15 protein-coding genes and 2 tRNA genes are annotated in these 14,766 nt (G+C 45.0%); 5 read left to right on the top strand and 12 right to left on the bottom strand.

Annotated features, from left to right (window positions below):
• The 10 genes from O3C43_16065 to O3C43_16110 all read right to left on the bottom strand — a co-directional run.
• Positions 1-305, bottom strand: a 305-nt coding sequence (locus O3C43_16065; protein ID MDA1068007.1) for a hypothetical protein, incomplete at its 3' end; no start/stop codon positions are given.
• 6 nt (positions 306-311) lie between these two features.
• Entirely contained in the window at positions 312-614 is a 303-nt protein-coding gene (locus tag O3C43_16070; protein ID MDA1068008.1) for a hypothetical protein, read from the bottom strand.
• Positions 615-708: 94 nt separating this feature from the next.
• Positions 709-1,077, bottom strand: a complete 369-nt coding sequence (locus O3C43_16075) for a hypothetical protein (GenBank protein ID MDA1068009.1) — start codon at positions 1,075-1,077, stop codon at positions 709-711.
• 359 nt (positions 1,078-1,436) lie between these two features.
• A tRNA-Arg gene (locus O3C43_16080) sits at positions 1,437-1,511 on the bottom strand.
• 109 nt (positions 1,512-1,620) lie between these two features.
• Positions 1,621-2,067 (bottom strand): hypothetical protein, encoded by a 447-nt coding sequence (locus tag O3C43_16085; protein ID MDA1068010.1) that lies wholly within the window; start codon positions 2,065-2,067, stop codon positions 1,621-1,623.
• A gap of 77 nt (positions 2,068-2,144) precedes the next feature.
• Entirely contained in the window at positions 2,145-3,242 is a 1,098-nt protein-coding gene (locus O3C43_16090) for an alanine--glyoxylate aminotransferase family protein (protein ID MDA1068011.1), read from the bottom strand.
• A gap of 69 nt (positions 3,243-3,311) precedes the next feature.
• A complete protein-coding gene (locus tag O3C43_16095) occupies positions 3,312-3,923 on the bottom strand; it encodes a 3'-5' exonuclease domain-containing protein 2 (protein MDA1068012.1) in 612 nt (203 codons plus the stop codon).
• Between the two features lie 254 nt (positions 3,924-4,177).
• Entirely contained in the window at positions 4,178-6,109 is a 1,932-nt protein-coding gene (dnaK, locus tag O3C43_16100; protein ID MDA1068013.1) for a molecular chaperone DnaK, read from the bottom strand.
• Positions 6,110-6,257: 148 nt separating this feature from the next.
• Positions 6,258-10,112, bottom strand: coding sequence for a S8 family serine peptidase (locus tag O3C43_16105; protein ID MDA1068014.1), 3,855 nt, complete (start codon positions 10,110-10,112; stop codon positions 6,258-6,260).
• Positions 10,113-10,338: 226 nt separating this feature from the next.
• Positions 10,339-10,415: transfer RNA gene (locus tag O3C43_16110), tRNA-Asp, on the bottom strand.
• A gap of 166 nt (positions 10,416-10,581) precedes the next feature.
• Between O3C43_16110 and O3C43_16115 the strand changes: the two genes are divergently transcribed.
• Positions 10,582-11,577: a hypothetical protein gene (locus tag O3C43_16115; GenBank protein ID MDA1068015.1), complete on the top strand. Its 996-nt coding sequence runs from the start codon at positions 10,582-10,584 to the stop codon at positions 11,575-11,577.
• 10 nt (positions 11,578-11,587) lie between these two features.
• Here O3C43_16115 and O3C43_16120 read toward each other — a convergent pair whose 3' ends face one another.
• A complete protein-coding gene (locus O3C43_16120; protein MDA1068016.1) occupies positions 11,588-12,064 on the bottom strand; it encodes a hypothetical protein in 477 nt (158 codons plus the stop codon).
• A gap of 157 nt (positions 12,065-12,221) precedes the next feature.
• The gene (locus tag O3C43_16125; protein ID MDA1068017.1) at positions 12,222-12,650 is read right to left on the bottom strand and encodes a hypothetical protein; all 429 of its coding nucleotides are present in this window, start codon (positions 12,648-12,650) and stop codon (positions 12,222-12,224) included.
• A gap of 329 nt (positions 12,651-12,979) precedes the next feature.
• Here O3C43_16125 and O3C43_16130 point away from each other — a divergent pair, with 329 nt between their 5' ends.
• The 4 genes from O3C43_16130 to O3C43_16145 all read left to right on the top strand — a co-directional run bounded on the left by O3C43_16130 (position 12,980) and on the right by O3C43_16145 (position 14,731).
• Complete coding sequence (locus tag O3C43_16130; protein MDA1068018.1) at positions 12,980-13,225, top strand: hypothetical protein; 246 nt, start codon at positions 12,980-12,982, stop codon at positions 13,223-13,225.
• Positions 13,226-13,357: 132 nt separating this feature from the next.
• Complete coding sequence (locus tag O3C43_16135) at positions 13,358-13,930, top strand: RNA polymerase sigma factor (protein MDA1068019.1); 573 nt, start codon at positions 13,358-13,360, stop codon at positions 13,928-13,930.
• A complete protein-coding gene (locus O3C43_16140) occupies positions 13,914-14,252 on the top strand; it encodes a hypothetical protein (protein ID MDA1068020.1) in 339 nt (112 codons plus the stop codon). The genes O3C43_16135 and O3C43_16140 overlap by 17 nt, the downstream gene beginning before the upstream one ends.
• Positions 14,249-14,731: a hypothetical protein gene (locus O3C43_16145; protein ID MDA1068021.1), complete on the top strand. Its 483-nt coding sequence runs from the start codon at positions 14,249-14,251 to the stop codon at positions 14,729-14,731. The genes O3C43_16140 and O3C43_16145 overlap by 4 nt, the downstream gene beginning before the upstream one ends.
• Positions 14,732-14,766: the final 35 nt, after the last annotated feature.

Raw genomic sequence — 14,766 nt, forward strand, 5'->3', positions numbered from 1 at the left:
GTCGCATTCACGATCACAGCGTTGGTCAAGCCATCACCACTGCTGTCACCCATGATAAACGCCCCAGCAGGGATGAGCACCATGCCCGCCGGCGGTGCCGGAGGAACCACCGGCACGATCGCGCTCGCCGGGATGTTCGTCAGCCCGGAGCCATCGCCGAAGATCAGAAAAGTAAAAAAACCTCCTACGATTAGGGCTCCTAGAGCGGCAAAGACAGGATCTAAAAAAACAAAGCAGGCAATGCCAATAGGGCACCATAGCGCTCCAATGATAATTCTTCTAGTCGTTCGCGGATTAAGTTTCATGCTCAACTACTCTTCGGCGATCAAATCCATAGCCAAAAGCATTGGTGCAAATTTGTTCTCTTCAACAACCCATTTTTTATAATGGTCTGCTCCCATCATTAGATAATCAAACTCAACCTGATTAAAATTCTGTTGTGCAAATCTTCCAAATGACTCCCATATTTCCTTTTTGTCAAAACCAACACCTGTTAATAAGTCTCTGGTTATTATTGCAAAATCTTCGTCTCCAATTTTTGCCGATTGGCACATATAATCAGACGAACCAATAAGGTAAAAAAGAATCTTATTTCTTGTTGCGGGGTCTTTCATTTGATCAACCAGAAATCCACATACGGCAGGGCACCAGATCGAGAGAACCTTGAAAGCCTTTTTCTTCATCTTTTTGGATTTATTGAAAAATATTTTAGATAGTGAATTGAATTATGTCCAGCTCTTTGTATTCGCGCAATCTCTCCCTTATATGTGCTGCAATCAGATAGAGTGGTGTTTTTGCTGTCAGGTATATAAACTGGGTGTTCTTTGGAGGTTTTTCGAATTTATGAATAAAGGCGTATTCAAGTATATCTCTTTTTTCTTTCGAAATGGTCGCCAGCTCCAACGCCTTGTCGACATCTGCGTCCGACGGATTTACAATTGGCCCGTCCGCATAATCCAAAAAATAGCTGGGGATCTTTTTTCGAATCCCACGCTCAACCATGCTCCATCCAGCTAAAGCTTCGGAACACACAAGGAAAAGGAAAATGGAAGGGATCAAGAAAGGCGTAAATTTCATGAAAAAATTTTGGTCGATTCCGTTACAAATATCCAGCCTTCTTTGTCGCCGTCGCCTCGATCTTTTTTACCTTGGCCACAGTATCGTGTGAAACGTGCGCGATTTTGGCCAGTTCCTTCCGGGTGTCGATTGGATTTTGTTCTGCAGATATCTGCGAAACAGAATCAGCAGGCTTTCTTATCTGGTTCACCTTTGCCCTGGCCGCTATGGTCTTTTCCAACCGCAAGGCAAGCTTCGTTCGGACTTGATTCAGAGAAGTGGGCTATCAAATAAAATTGGTAGGTTTTGCTGGGATTTTTATGCGGGCCTGTCTTAGGAGATAAAGAATCCCCATTTTATAGGGGTTTCAGGTCTTTTTATGGCGCTCCCGCCGGGAGTTGAACCCAGATCATCGGCTTCGGAGGCCGACATTCTATCCATTGAACTACAGGAGCCGCAAAAAAAAGGAGTAGGGAAGATCAAGAACAGGGTTGGCAAAGTCAAACGCCTTTTAGCTCTGCAAACTCTCCTGGAATGGATGGAATACCCGGACGAAGGAATTTACTAGGATTCGACTTCTGTGATAGCTGAAACTACACCGTCCTCAAATTCGATTTCAGCGACGACTTCCTGGTGTTCGGAGTATTCGTGAACGTACCGAGGAACGTAATACGCACGGTAAACTTTATATTTTGAATCGTAATAGATGCGACGTTCGTAACCTGCCAAGTGTGTTCCTTCCATCTCTGTGAAGATACGTGTGTAGACCCACACTTCTTTGTTAACCCCGTCTTTGATTTGGCGCTGTTTACGATTGGGATCGCCCATTATAAAGTAAACCACTTCGGCCGAATGCCCTATATCCAGGGTCTTGTTCTGTACTGCTGATTGCTCCCCGGGTGTTAATGCAGCAAATCTCTCAGGTTGTTTTTTGACGCGATATTCCGTCGAATTACAGCCCGCCAGAATGAGGGCTAAAACGGGTATCAATATTAATTGAGAGATTTTCATTTTTCAACGGAGCTTTGAAGCTTCATTTCTTTAAACCTCATTACTCCTGGAAAGTTTCATTTTTCGAATTCCTTATATTAACTCAATGTCTTTTTCAATGCTTCGACCAATTGATCGACACTGGAATGGGCTGCATTATTCCCCATGAGACCTATTCTCCAGATTTTCCCGGCCATCGGACCCAATCCAGCCCCAACTTCAATCTTATGCTCGGCACGCACTTTATTGCGCATTTCCGCATCCTTAAACCCTTCCGGGAATGATAGGGTAGTAAGCGGATGCAGTCTTTCTCCATCAGGGACGAAAGGAGTAAATCCAAATGGAGTCATTTCCTGAATAAGATAGTTGGCTGCATCTTCATGCCTAGTCCAGCGAGCTTCCAGGCCTTCCTCTAATATTTCAATTAGGGAGGTGTGGAGACCATAAATCATATTCACTGGCGGCGTATGATGGTAACTTCTTCCGCCGGTTCCATCCATATACATAAGCAATTGCTCCAAATCCAAATAGAAGCTTGGAACTGCTTTTTTCCTTTCTTTAAAGACCTCAATCGCTCTATCCGACAAAGTAACGGGTGATAATCCTGGAGGCACGGACAAGCATTTTTGTGTTCCAGAGAAGGCCATATCGACTCCCCACTTATCTATGTCCACCGGCATTCCTGCTAACGAAGTAACGCAGTCAACCATGAGCAACCCACCTACCGCGTGCACGGCATCTCCAATTCCTGTCATCGGTTGGTAAACGCCGGTTGAAGTTTCTGCATTTACGATTGCCGCAATCTTTGGTTTTTCGTGGTTAATCGTCTCTATGAATTCTTCGTTATTGATGGCGCGACCCCAGTCTTGAGTTACTTCAATCACCTCCGCGCCTAAACGTCTGGCCAGATTGGCAATGCGACCGCCGAATACACCATTCACTCCGACTACTACTTTGTCCCCAGCCTCAATGAAGTTTACCAGGTGGAATTCCATTCCAGAACTTCCCGTCCCTGAAATTGGGAAAGTAGCGTTGTTTTCAGTTTGAAACACTAATCTTAAATTGGTTTTGGTTTCTTCAACCAATTCAAGGAATTCGCTGTCCATGTGACCCAAAGTGGGTGCCCCCAGAGATTTCAACACGCCAGGACTTGGATTACAGGGGCCGGGACCCAGAAGTAGGACTTTTGTTTTCATAAATATCTAGTTCTAAAGAAATTCGGCACTTACTTTCAGTAAACCAATTTTGAAGCTTCTTTATTTTATCTATACCTGGGTCAATAAACCAAGCTCGTTGAATTTGTGGTATAGTTGCAGGCTCACCCAAGCGTCGGTTGCTGCGTAGGCTAGTTGGTTTTCATTTAATGTGCCCTGAGCCCAATTGGTTAGTTGGGCGGATTTTGAAAGCCGACCTCCTAAAAAAATACCAGTCATATTACGCAACCCTCGCTTCAGGATTCCTGCATCGTGTGCCATTGAGGCTACATCCATAAAACCTGCCGCTTTGAATTTCCGAACTTTTTGAAGGTGCTTTATGTCGTCATGGAGAGCAACGCCGACCTTAATAGTGTTTTCGTCCTGAAGTAGCTTAAGGATGAAGGGGTGGATACCTTTGCTATGGATCCTAAATAACCATGCTTCATGGTTAGTGGAAAATTGAATAAGAGCAGGTGAATAACTAACTCCTTTTTTGAACGACGGTTTTGTCTCAGTGTCGAAGCCGAGAACGGGCTCTTCCATCAGACGATTTATGGCTGGTTCGATTTGCGCCTTGGTGTCTATTAGATGGATCGGACCTTCGAATTTTATCAAGGGCAAAAGATTTATCTCTTCACTCGTGATGGTCGAGTTTTCCAGTTTTGTATTCGGTATCTCCATGAATTTAATTAAGCCTTAATCGATTGGTGGGTTGCTAAGCGAATCCACTGCCGTTGGAATGATCATCGATTCAAGTCTGATCCGATTTGATAGGAAACGACCTTCCAAAGAAAGCAAAATATCGCGTTCCCTTCATGGCATTGTTGAACCCGCACATAGAAATTCACGATTTTTTCAATTCTGTCACGGTTTAGATTACAAAAAAGCACTTCCGGTTAGGGAAGCGCTTTTTAAAATAGAGCCAGAAAGGTCGACTATTTTTTATCTTCGTCGACAACTTCAAAGTCTGCGTCTACGACATCATCGTCAGAAGGCTTATTTGAGGAAGCTGCCCCTTGCTGATCATCTGAGGGAGGAGGTGTATCACCTTCAGCTCCAGGCTGACTATAGAGATCCTGTGCCATGGTTGCGAATACACTTTGAATCTTCTCCGAAGCAGCTTTCATCTCTTCGAGATTTCCGGTCTCAAGCGCTTTTTTACCATCGGCGAGAACTGTTTCGATTTCCGCTTTTTTGTCAGCTGGAAGCTTGTCGCCAGCCTCATTGATTTGCTTTTCAGTTTGATAGATCAGGTTATCGAGCCCGTTTTTGACCTCTACAGCTTCCTTGATCTTCTTGTCAGCTTCAGCGTTCAATTCTGCTTCCTGCTTCATCTTTTCGATTTCATCAGCAGACAAACCGGAAGAATTTGTAATGGTGACCTTCTGGTCCTTGCCACTTCCTTTATCCTTGGCGGAGACGTGCAGAATTCCGTTAGCATCAATATCGAAGGTGACTTCAATCTGAGGCATGCCACGGGGTGCCGATGGAATTCCGTCCAGGCGAAAGTTCCCGATAAGCTTATTGTCATTGGCCATGGGACGTTCGCCTTGCAGTATCTTAATGTCTACTGCAGTTTGATTGTCAGAGTAGGTTGAAAATGTCTGTGTCTTTTTAGCGGGAATGGTCGTATTCCGTTCGATCATCGCTGTGCTAACAGCTCCTGCCGTTTCGATTCCCAAAGTCAGAGGCGTGACATCGAGTAGAAGCACATCCTTCATGTCTCCTGCTAATACAGCACCCTGAATGGCCGCACCGATCGCAACAACCTCATCAGGATTTACTCCCTTGTGAGGGTCTTTCCCGGCCAGATCATAAGCGATTTTCGTAACCTTTGGTGCCCGAGTCATCCCGCCTACCAAAACCAGGTCATCGATTTCCGATTGGCTCAAACCAGAGTCATCCAAACATTTATTAAACGGACCAATCGTTCTTTGAAAAAGATGGTCTGTCAGTTGTTCAAATTTTGGACGCGACAGTTGCACATTCAAGTGTTTCGGACCGGATGCATCCGCAGTAATAAATGGAAGATTTATATCGGTAGATTGTGCTGAGGAAAGTGCGATCTTTGCTTTTTCCGCTTCCTCCTTGAGGCGTTGTAATGCCATAGGGTCATTCCGCAGATCAATACCGTTATCTTTTTTAAATTCATTAATCATCCAATCGATGATGGTGGTATCCCAATTGTCCCCTCCAAGGTGAGTATCGCCATTGGTTGCTTTAACCTCGAATACTCCGTCACCTATTTCTAGTATGGAAACGTCAAATGTGCCACCGCCTAAGTCATAAACCGCGATCTTGGATTCGTTCTTTTTATCCAGACCATATGCAAGAGCTGCAGCAGTTGGCTCATTGATGATACGTAGCACTTCAAGTCCAGCGATGGTTCCTGCGTCCTTGGTCGCTTGGCGCTGTGAATCATTGAAATATGCAGGTACTGTGATAACTGCTTTGGTCACTGGTTCTCCAAGATAAGACTCAGCGTCTGCTTTAAGTTTTTGAAGAATGAATGCGGAAATCTGCTCAGGAGCAAATATCTCATCTTTACCATTTGAGGTGGCTTTGATGTATGCATCGGAGTTCTTTCCTTCGGTCACTTCATAAGGAAGTCCAGCTGCCTCTTCAGTTACCTCGGAAAATTTACGACCGATCAGTCTCTTTGCCGAAAAAATGGTGTTTTGTGGATTGGTGACTGCTTGGCGTTTCGCAGCCTGGCCCACCAAGCGCTCGCCGTTTTTTGTGAAGGCTACCACCGAAGGTGTAGTTCTAGCACCTTCTGCATTCGGAATAACGACGGGTTCGCCGCCTTCCAAAACAGCCATACAAGAATTTGTAGTACCTAAATCTATTCCCAGAATTTTGCTCATATGGTCGTGACGGTTGCAGGTTTGATACCATTTTCACAAGTTGTTCTAATTTAGGAATTTAAAGTTTTTAAAGTGCCCGTTTTTACCTTATTATTGTGACAGCATGGCACAGGCGATTGACTGAGCCCTTCTTGGACTGTCACAGTCTTTATTGAGCACCAATCAAAGAGACCGCTTCCAACCTTATGAAAATACGTTTTCCATTGAACGGTCGAAACTCGATGACTCTTGTTTCTGTGTTTGGAATCAAGGTCTTTAGGGATAAGAGTTCATAGTCTAAGTTTTCCTGAGGAATTTCCCAAATAACCAAATCCGTCGAGATTTGTAATTTGTAATTCACATCAATACTTCCGACCAGCAAAGTATAGGTAAATTGGGTAGTTCCTGATTCTTGATTAAATTCAATTTTCCAAAGGGTTGGATCTATTAGCCCTGACAGAGGATCTGTTCCAAATGCATATTCGTTGAAGTTTGATAAATCATCAAAGTCCGTGTCTTGGTCCGCTGCTCCCAAGTTTCCAGAAAAATTTTCAGCCTCCCAGGCTGTGTAATATAGGCCCTCACCGATTACCAGGATCAAGCTTGATAAACTAGTACCGTTGTAACCGTCATCGATCTCGTAATCTATTCGAACAATTCCGGTAAAACCCTCCTCAGGTTGGTAAATAATAGATCCACCCATAATTGAAGCGGAACCGCTGCTCACATTTATTAATTTCCTTATTGATATCTCATCTCCATCCTGATCGGAGTCGTTTGCGGTGACTTGAATTACAATCTTTTGATTAACAATACTCTCCACCTCATCTATCGTGGGAATAGGGGCCGCGTTATCACCAATGATCCCTTTGATCCATTTTGCTCCGGAAATAGCACCATTATTAGAAGGCGAGCCTTTATCATTTAATTGTGAGCCGATACCTTCATCCATCGGGTAATAAGTTCTCAGCCCCAGTTCTTCTCCTGTTAGTGATTGATCCTTATTGGCGAAGATATCAGAGGCGCTTAGTGCACGATTCCAAATACGGAATTCATCGATTGCCCCTTCAAACGCTCGTAATTTAGCGGCGGACTCCCCAACTATCATCAATTGAGTCCCAACGGCTACTGGACCTGCTGGATTATCTCTTACAGAAGTGAGTGTCTGTCGAATCCCGTTTATATACAAATTAACTTTGGAAATATTATCGTAAGTAGCCGCAACGTGTTGCCATTGATTTAAGTGAATGGAGTTGGTAGTAGTATTGTGAATCGATTGAGCACCATTGCTGTGATCCAATAATATGAGCAGGCTGTTTTCATTATAGGTTGGATTGCCCGTTCCATGGAGATAAAACACGATTTTATCTTTATCCAGAATCCGCGCAAATCCGAATTCTGCTTCACCCCAACCAGTTGGCCTTATCCACGCTTCAATACTAAACGGAGTATTCAAGGCATCATTAGCGGATCCCTCAATTATGAGCTGATCATTATCTCCATCAAAAAGAAGAGCGAAATCATCATTCGCCGTTACGTAAACGGTTACTTCGCCAGTCGTTTCGCCATCTTCATCGTCGGTAACAACATAGGTAAATCGGTCCACTCCGATAAAATCTTCAGTCGGGGTATAGGTTAGGTTGAGTAGCTCCTGGGAGGATACGACTCCGTTTAGTGATTGGGAAAACGATTTGATGCGCAAAATGCCTTTATTGTAGTCGATGTCGTTGGCTAATACCGGAATGTTGATCGGCCTGTTTTTTTGCGTCGCGACGCTATCGTCATTTGCGAATGGTCTGGGAATCGTAATTTCAACTTCCGCTGTTTTTATTCCACCCCGGCCATCGTGCATGGTGTATCCGAAACGATCGTTACCTCCCACAACTTGTCCAGGAGTGTATTTGATTAAACCGGACGGGAGCAGGGTAACTTCACTATAAGGAGAACGGTAAAAAGATATTACTTCCAGTGGATCACCATCTGGGTCTGAGTCATTGGCGAGCACATCCAAGAAAGCCGTTGTCTCCGAAACTATATAATTGTCCGTTTCAGCAACTGGAAGGTGGTTATCGTCTTCAGAAATTGCAGTCCCGAAAATTTCCAGTTCCCATGATTTTATGAGGTGATTATCTCCTGAACGTCGATCTGCGATGGATAAGGTCCAGGTTCCCTGGCTGTTTTCGTCGAGATGGCGGACTGACCAGTATGTCCAATCAGAATACGTTTTCTGTGCGTCGATATGGGGTTCAGCCAAAATGCTTTCCGTTCCACTCGGGGAGGTGAGTTTGACAAGGAGATCTCCCCAATCTGCTGTATTATTCGCCACAGCATCTATGTCTATCTTAACGCTCACATGCTGGATTCTTATATTGTTACTTACTTCATGCACCGCCTGAATCCCGGCACTGGAGTTATCTGGAATCGTTTGATTCAAGGTTAATACTTTCGATGAAACCACTACCTCCTCGCCAATCGGCATCCAGCCTTGGGCAACTCTAACCGCTGCCGCGGCATCTACACGACCGAAACCGAAGTTGTGGTTTACCCAATAGCCTGCAGCATTTCGAACCCAATTTCCGTCATTAGTAGCTACCTTCACTGCTGTTTTTGCCAATATTTGCTGCACATCGCGCCACCCGAGATTTGGATTTGCCTCAAGCATCAGCGCAACGATTCCCGCGACCAAGGGTGAGGCCGAAGATGTGCCTCCGAACTCAATTCGACAATCTCCTGGATCTGCTCCGATCGCCCCCCGGAGGTCGGTGGTCCGAATGCCGGAAGTATTTCCGCTGCTTTGGGCACACACCAGCATAGCGGCACCTGGTTCACTGTAAGTAGAAAGTTTCCCTTGATCTCCTACGGCACCAACTGCGATCGCATAGCGATGAGCAGCCCAACCGTCATAATTCACATTACTTCCTATGGCTCGACCATTCCCTGCGGCCCAAACGTAGATGGCGCCGAGGCCTCCACGACCATTTTCAACCGCGTTCTTTATGGCTGAAAAAGAAAGGTCACCTGGTCCGGCCATTCGTGCTCCATTATCGGTATCAGGTCCCCAGCTATTGTTATAAATATCGACGAGATCAGATCTGTGGGCAACTGCGGAAGCTTGTCTGCTCGATGAGACGCCGCTATCTTCATCAATCAGCCTTACGCCTATTAGCTCCGCATTGAAAGCCGCCCCGACTCCACAGCTTTCGTTTGCGGCCGCGGCTGCAACTCCAGCTACGGACGTACCGTGAGTTTCATCGGATGACTTTGGCGCGGCTGATGAGCCAATGGGATTCGCCAGATAATCAGCATCGAGGTCGCCACGGTAGTTGGGAGCCAGGTCTGGATGACTTCCTTCGGTTCCCGTATCCACAATGGCTATAAAAACTCCTGCCCCGGAAACGCCATAATTCCATGCCGGATAAATATTTGAATCTTCCCCGGCAATGTTGCTGCGGTCTCCTACATTCTTCAGGTGCCATTGGTCGTTGAGGATGGGGTCTGAAAACGGAGGAGGCGATTCGTCATAACGGAGAGCGAACGTTTCTAATATTTCCTGCTCGAACCATTGTACACTGCTGTGGCTTTCAAGAATACTTTCAATTTCGTTTGCTCGTAACAATTGATCTGAACCTGGCATATGAATGACATACACATTGGAAAATCCTGGGACTGCCTCGATTGTTTTTGCCCCTAATTCGGAAATGAGTTCATCCTTAAGTGTTGGTTTGTTTAACTGAACGGTCCACGTATCGGACACTTGATAGGATTCTGTCCATTCCTCTCCATTACTAATGGCCACTCTCAGACTTGCAGTTGTCCTCGCAGGATACGGGCTCATTTCAATCGGACTGCTTTCATCACCGAATAAATAGTCAGCCGATATCCTGGTTCCCAAAACTGGGGTCGGCGTCATGACCCCAGGGATCTCCTCCTTTTGAGGAAGTGTCTTGAGATTATCTCGACTTATGAACAAGCCGGTTACGATCAAACCTATAACCAACCCGAACCATATCTTTCTAGAAGGCATCTATTTGGTATCTAAATACTACGACCGTATTCCAACTTTGGATTCTCGATGAGCAATGATTGCGACATTGTTTTCCTTGCATTAAAATTTGGCCACTGGGTTTTGATCGGGACAAAGCAAAACTAGGTAACTTGATCCTGTTTTCAACGTAATAAATAGAGGATACTACTCGAACTTTACTGATCAGTTTACAAAAAAACCGCTACTGGAAGCGGTTATTTGAAAGTGGCGGGATAGACGAGACTCGAACTCGCGGCCTCCGGCGTGACAGGCCGGCGCTCTAACCAACTGAGCTACTACCCCTTGGAAATGAAAGATTGAAACGTATGATCAGGAAATATTTTCTAGTCAAGGGGGATTATCCCGGAAATTGGATTTTTTTGGAGACAGTTAATTTATTACTCTTACGTTGAGTTTTAGTTTGGATAGATCAGGCTATAACTTCATGGGTTCTCCTACGACAAAACCAATGGATAGGTACACAAAACAAGTGCGTCCAAAGTTTAAGATCGGACCCTTGATTTGGGCCTTGATTATTCAGATCAGTCTTTTGCTTGTTGCGGTATCCATCGTCGTGGTTATTCCCAAAATCAAAAGCGATCCGGAGTTTGTTGCTAAGAAGACTATTTATCTTCCTCAGCGCGAACTGGAGCACTCAATCGCTCTTTCCGAATTTCAGCAGGTCGCAAGTAAGCCAGCCCTTTTAGATCGATTGACGACCGAATCGTTATTGAATGCGGATCTTCCGTCCATTCCGACTTTACCATCTCAAGAGTTTAATCCCTTCAACAATCCGGTTAATTCTCTCAACGATGCAGCTGCTCTGCTTGGTGATTCAGGTTTGATGGGATCCCTTCAAGGCTTGGTTTCGGAGTCATCCAAAGTCAGTTTTTTTGGCATCAAGGACCAGGCGACGCGAATCGTTATAGCATTTGATATTTCCCAATCCGTGGTCACAAAGGCTAAGAAGAGCGGTGTTTCGATGCGACAATTGCAACAAGAAGCTAGTAGATTAATCGAAAGTCTAAACGCAAACACCCTCTTCGGGATAATCCAATTCAGTAGAAGCTACGATTTTTTTGAAGATTATTTGGTTACCGGAACGAAGGGAAATAAAGAAGCTGGAGTTGCTTGGCTTGAAAAGGAATTCCGTACCGACGGTGTATCACCCAGAAATTGGATTAGGAGCCCTGTTAACGGAGTTCAGTCCGTAGTAGAAGCCGCTTTCGCATGGCACCCGGATGTCCTGTTTATAATTTCCGATGGAGATTTCCAGCGCAGTCTGGATAATGGAGGCAGCCAAAACGTGCCATGGGATGAGCTGTCAAGAGACATTCATCGACTGCAGCAATCATCCCAAAAGGAAGCACGAATCCACTTTGTTGGGTTTCAAGTAAAGGCGGCTCATAAATCCGAGCTACTATCGCTTGTCCGCAAATATAAAGGCGAGTATCGAGAGCTTTAAAAAATAGGGATTAGAGGAGATCTCGTTCTTGGACGACGCCTCTCCATATTTCTACTTCACCTGAGATTCCGTGAGTTACCAATCCTATTCTGATATTATCGAAGCTTGGTTCGTTTATTCCTTGTTTGGCATCTCGGGGAAGGTCTGGTCGAGCTTGCCGTGCAATATACCAACTGGCCCAGGCACGCCACTTTCTCTGGTCTTTTCTATCTCCTTTTACCCGTGTGGCGAGGTGTTGAAAGTGTACTCGAGGATTTCCAACAAATGCAGCTTCGTCATAATTGGCCACCATCCAGGACATGGCACGGTAGGGTAGTGGCCAGATTAACAATTCCGCTTCCTCGCCGGACAGATTTGTAAGCAGGGCCCTGTCTATGGCCAAAAGAGCACGAGCAGGTAGGTTTTGCTCCCAAAGTAGCTGCGCATAGGTCAGTGCGGTCATGTAAAACTGAATGCCCTCTGCCGACCTCATGGAACGCCAATTCATAGACGGATTGGATTCAGGCAAGTATGGGCAAGACTCTGGCATGATTTTCAGGATTTATCTTGGTTGGCGACTGTTGGACTGGTCAATGATTCAATAAAAAAAGCCCCGGATCACTCCGGGGCTATATAGTTCAGTTTCTTATTCTCAATAGTCTTTGTTAGAAATTCGGAGAAAACCCGGCTGTTGTGCCAGGTTTTACAACGAAATTTTCATCGTTTGACCATCTGTTATCATTGATCAGGAATTTAACCTCGAACGCCTTAATGGCCTTGGACGAAGTCCATTGCCAAGTTTCTGCATCGATGTTTTCCATGACCGTTCCAGTTTCCCAGCTGAGTCCCGGAGCATCACCTCTTAGTGCGATAACGTTTCCCAGACCAACGTCGTATTTTACGACTATGGTTGTATTAGACTTTTTTACAGCTGTTTTTTTAGCTGCCGTTTTAGCGGGCGCCTTTACAGGAGCTGCTTTTTTGGCCGCGGGTTTCTTAGTTTCTGTTTTTTTAGCTACAACTTTAGTTGCCACGGGTTTTGTTACCGCGGTTTTCTTGGCTGCAGGCTTTTCTGTTACCTTCTTAGCTGGCATTGCTATGTTTTGATTACTTCCTGAATTCGTGAGATAAAATTGAATAAAAAGATGGAACCTGTTGGGGTTCTGTATGGAAAAATTGTCCTTATTGCGTCTAAGCAAAATCCGGGCCAATTTTTGCAGCCCAAGACACGCCGATTTGCAAATTAATCAAGCATTTTATCGTGGATGAATTTCGTTATTATAGGCTCAAAAGCTACTTTTTCAATACGATTAAGAAATAATTTCAAAGGTGTAACCCTTTTCATGGTTACCTCGTTATTCGAGCAAAGCCAAATTTAGTGGGCTTAAAATTTAATCCTTTAATATTCAAACACATTATCAGCATGAACTTCAGAATATCGGCTTTGACCGCTTCGGTTGTTGTTTTTGTGTTGATATGGCAGGTTTCAGTCTCGTCTTCGAAAAGCCTTCTTGGTTTTTCTCCAGATGTCCCGGCCGAAGTGGGAAAATTCAAAATTTCGGTTTCCGAAGTGCGACAATCGGTCATGGCCGTGTTGACACATGAACAAGAAGTAAAATTTAACCAATTTCAGAACCGGTTGCGCCAAATTGCCAATCGTGATACATAAACTCTAACCCGTTCTTTAAAATAATTGGAGCTTTGTTTGAATCTTTCTAAAAATTTATGCAGCGCTCCAAAAAAGCTAAAAGTGTTTCATTGTTATCCCAGTTCAATTGCTCTAACAGTTTCTGAATCAAAAATGGAATCGGATACTGTAACAGATCAACAACTGGTAATGCGCGCTCGCGATGGAGAATTAGCTGCCTTCGATGAACTCGTTATCAGGCACCAGGGAATGATCTCCCGATGTCTATTTCGGTTTTGTCCACATCAGTCCGATCTCGAAGATTTGGTGCAAGATTCTTTCATCAAAGCCTACCGTAAGCTCCATCTCTGGAAACCAACCGCACCTTTTGAAAACTGGCTCCGTCGAATCGCTTATAATACAGGCCACGATTACTTCCGACGTTCCAAACGAACTCCCACAGCTCTTTCATCGCTTGGTGAAGAATCTAACGAGTTGATGTTAGGACGAATTGAGGACCGGAGCAATATTCAAGAAGAATACCAGGTTACAGAGCAAGTTCAGCAACTTCTCTCCGAACTTCCGGCGGATGACCGACTTTTATTAACCATGCACTACCTTGAAGAAAGGCCTTTGGCGGAAGTTGCCGAAGCCACCGGGTGGACTCTTTCAAAAACCAAAGTAAAAAGCTTTCGAGCAAAGAATAAATTACGTAAATTATTAAATCGTTATGACATCTCCGAATAATAACTCTAACCGAAACTGGACCGACATGGTCGCAGCCAGCAGAAAGGAAGCACCTTCTCCTGTAGACGTGCGTTATGGAGTGCGAGCTCAACTTGAGAGAATGCTGAGAAAGGGACGAGTATTTGAGAATCAGAGCACTGATTGGATAAATGCTTTGGTAAGCCTTTTTAATCCCGGAATCGTCAAATTAGGTCTTGCTGCAGCTTTTGTCTGTATGGTGGCCGTTGAGTTCTCAATATCGACCTCCGAAGTAGAAACCGAATCCGAGGATCCGTTAGTCTCTCTATATTCCGGGGAGGGTGAATGGTCTGATTGGCTATGAATTCAACTCTTAAGGCAGGTTTGATTCTTACCACCGTCTTTGCCATAGGCGTGATGGTGGGGATGGCAGGTATTCGAATTACCCATAAGCAGGTAGTTCGTATTCCCCGCGATGAGCCCTTACGTACGGGGGAAGCCGAAGTTCAGCATATTGCGGAACGCCTTACTGAGAAATACAATTTAACAGAGGATCAACAAGTGGTTGTACGTGCGATTCTTCAGGAAACTCAGAAGAAATATGATACGTTCTTTGATTCAACTCGCCCAGCCTTCGAACAGATAAGGCGCGAGCAGCGTGAAGCAATTCGAGCCCAAATGACCCCGGAGCAGGTGGTAAAGTTTGAAGCATGGATTGAGGGAAAGCGTAAAAATCACCCTGAGAGAAATGGCGAAGGACCCTGGTCCAACGGTGATCATCGACCTCGTGGTCCGCGACCGGATGGTTCACCACCTACAGGCATCGAAAAGCCTCGCAAATAACATTTCTAAGGATCCGGTTTCCAATACCGGATCCT

The organism is Verrucomicrobiota bacterium (assembly GCA_027622555.1).
Taxonomy (GTDB): domain Bacteria; phylum Verrucomicrobiota; class Verrucomicrobiia; order Opitutales; family UBA2995; genus UBA2995.

Bases quoted from the DNA above. Each gene is read 5' to 3' on its own strand.
- O3C43_16070 (MDA1068008.1), bottom strand. From the start codon at position 614: ATGAAAGACCCCGCAACAAGAAATAAGATTCTTTTTTACCTTATTGGT.
- O3C43_16075 (MDA1068009.1), bottom strand. From the start codon at position 1,077: ATGAAATTTACGCCTTTCTTGATCCCTTCCATTTTCCTTTTCCTTGTG.
- O3C43_16085 (MDA1068010.1), bottom strand. From the start codon at position 2,067: ATGAAAATCTCTCAATTAATATTGATACCCGTTTTAGCCCTCATTCTG.
- O3C43_16090 (MDA1068011.1), bottom strand. From the start codon at position 3,242: ATGAAAACAAAAGTCCTACTTCTGGGTCCCGGCCCCTGTAATCCAAGT.
- O3C43_16095 (MDA1068012.1), bottom strand. From the start codon at position 3,923: ATGGAGATACCGAATACAAAACTGGAAAACTCGACCATCACGAGTGAA.
- dnaK (MDA1068013.1), bottom strand. From the start codon at position 6,109: ATGAGCAAAATTCTGGGAATAGATTTAGGTACTACAAATTCTTGTATG.
- O3C43_16105 (MDA1068014.1), bottom strand. From the start codon at position 10,112: ATGCCTTCTAGAAAGATATGGTTCGGGTTGGTTATAGGTTTGATCGTA.
- O3C43_16115 (MDA1068015.1), top strand. From the start codon at position 10,582: ATGGATAGGTACACAAAACAAGTGCGTCCAAAGTTTAAGATCGGACCC.
- O3C43_16120 (MDA1068016.1), bottom strand. From the start codon at position 12,064: ATGAATTGGCGTTCCATGAGGTCGGCAGAGGGCATTCAGTTTTACATG.
- O3C43_16125 (MDA1068017.1), bottom strand. From the start codon at position 12,650: ATGCCAGCTAAGAAGGTAACAGAAAAGCCTGCAGCCAAGAAAACCGCG.
- O3C43_16130 (MDA1068018.1), top strand. From the start codon at position 12,980: ATGAACTTCAGAATATCGGCTTTGACCGCTTCGGTTGTTGTTTTTGTG.
- O3C43_16135 (MDA1068019.1), top strand. From the start codon at position 13,358: ATGGAATCGGATACTGTAACAGATCAACAACTGGTAATGCGCGCTCGC.
- O3C43_16140 (MDA1068020.1), top strand. From the start codon at position 13,914: ATGACATCTCCGAATAATAACTCTAACCGAAACTGGACCGACATGGTC.
- O3C43_16145 (MDA1068021.1), top strand. From the start codon at position 14,249: ATGAATTCAACTCTTAAGGCAGGTTTGATTCTTACCACCGTCTTTGCC.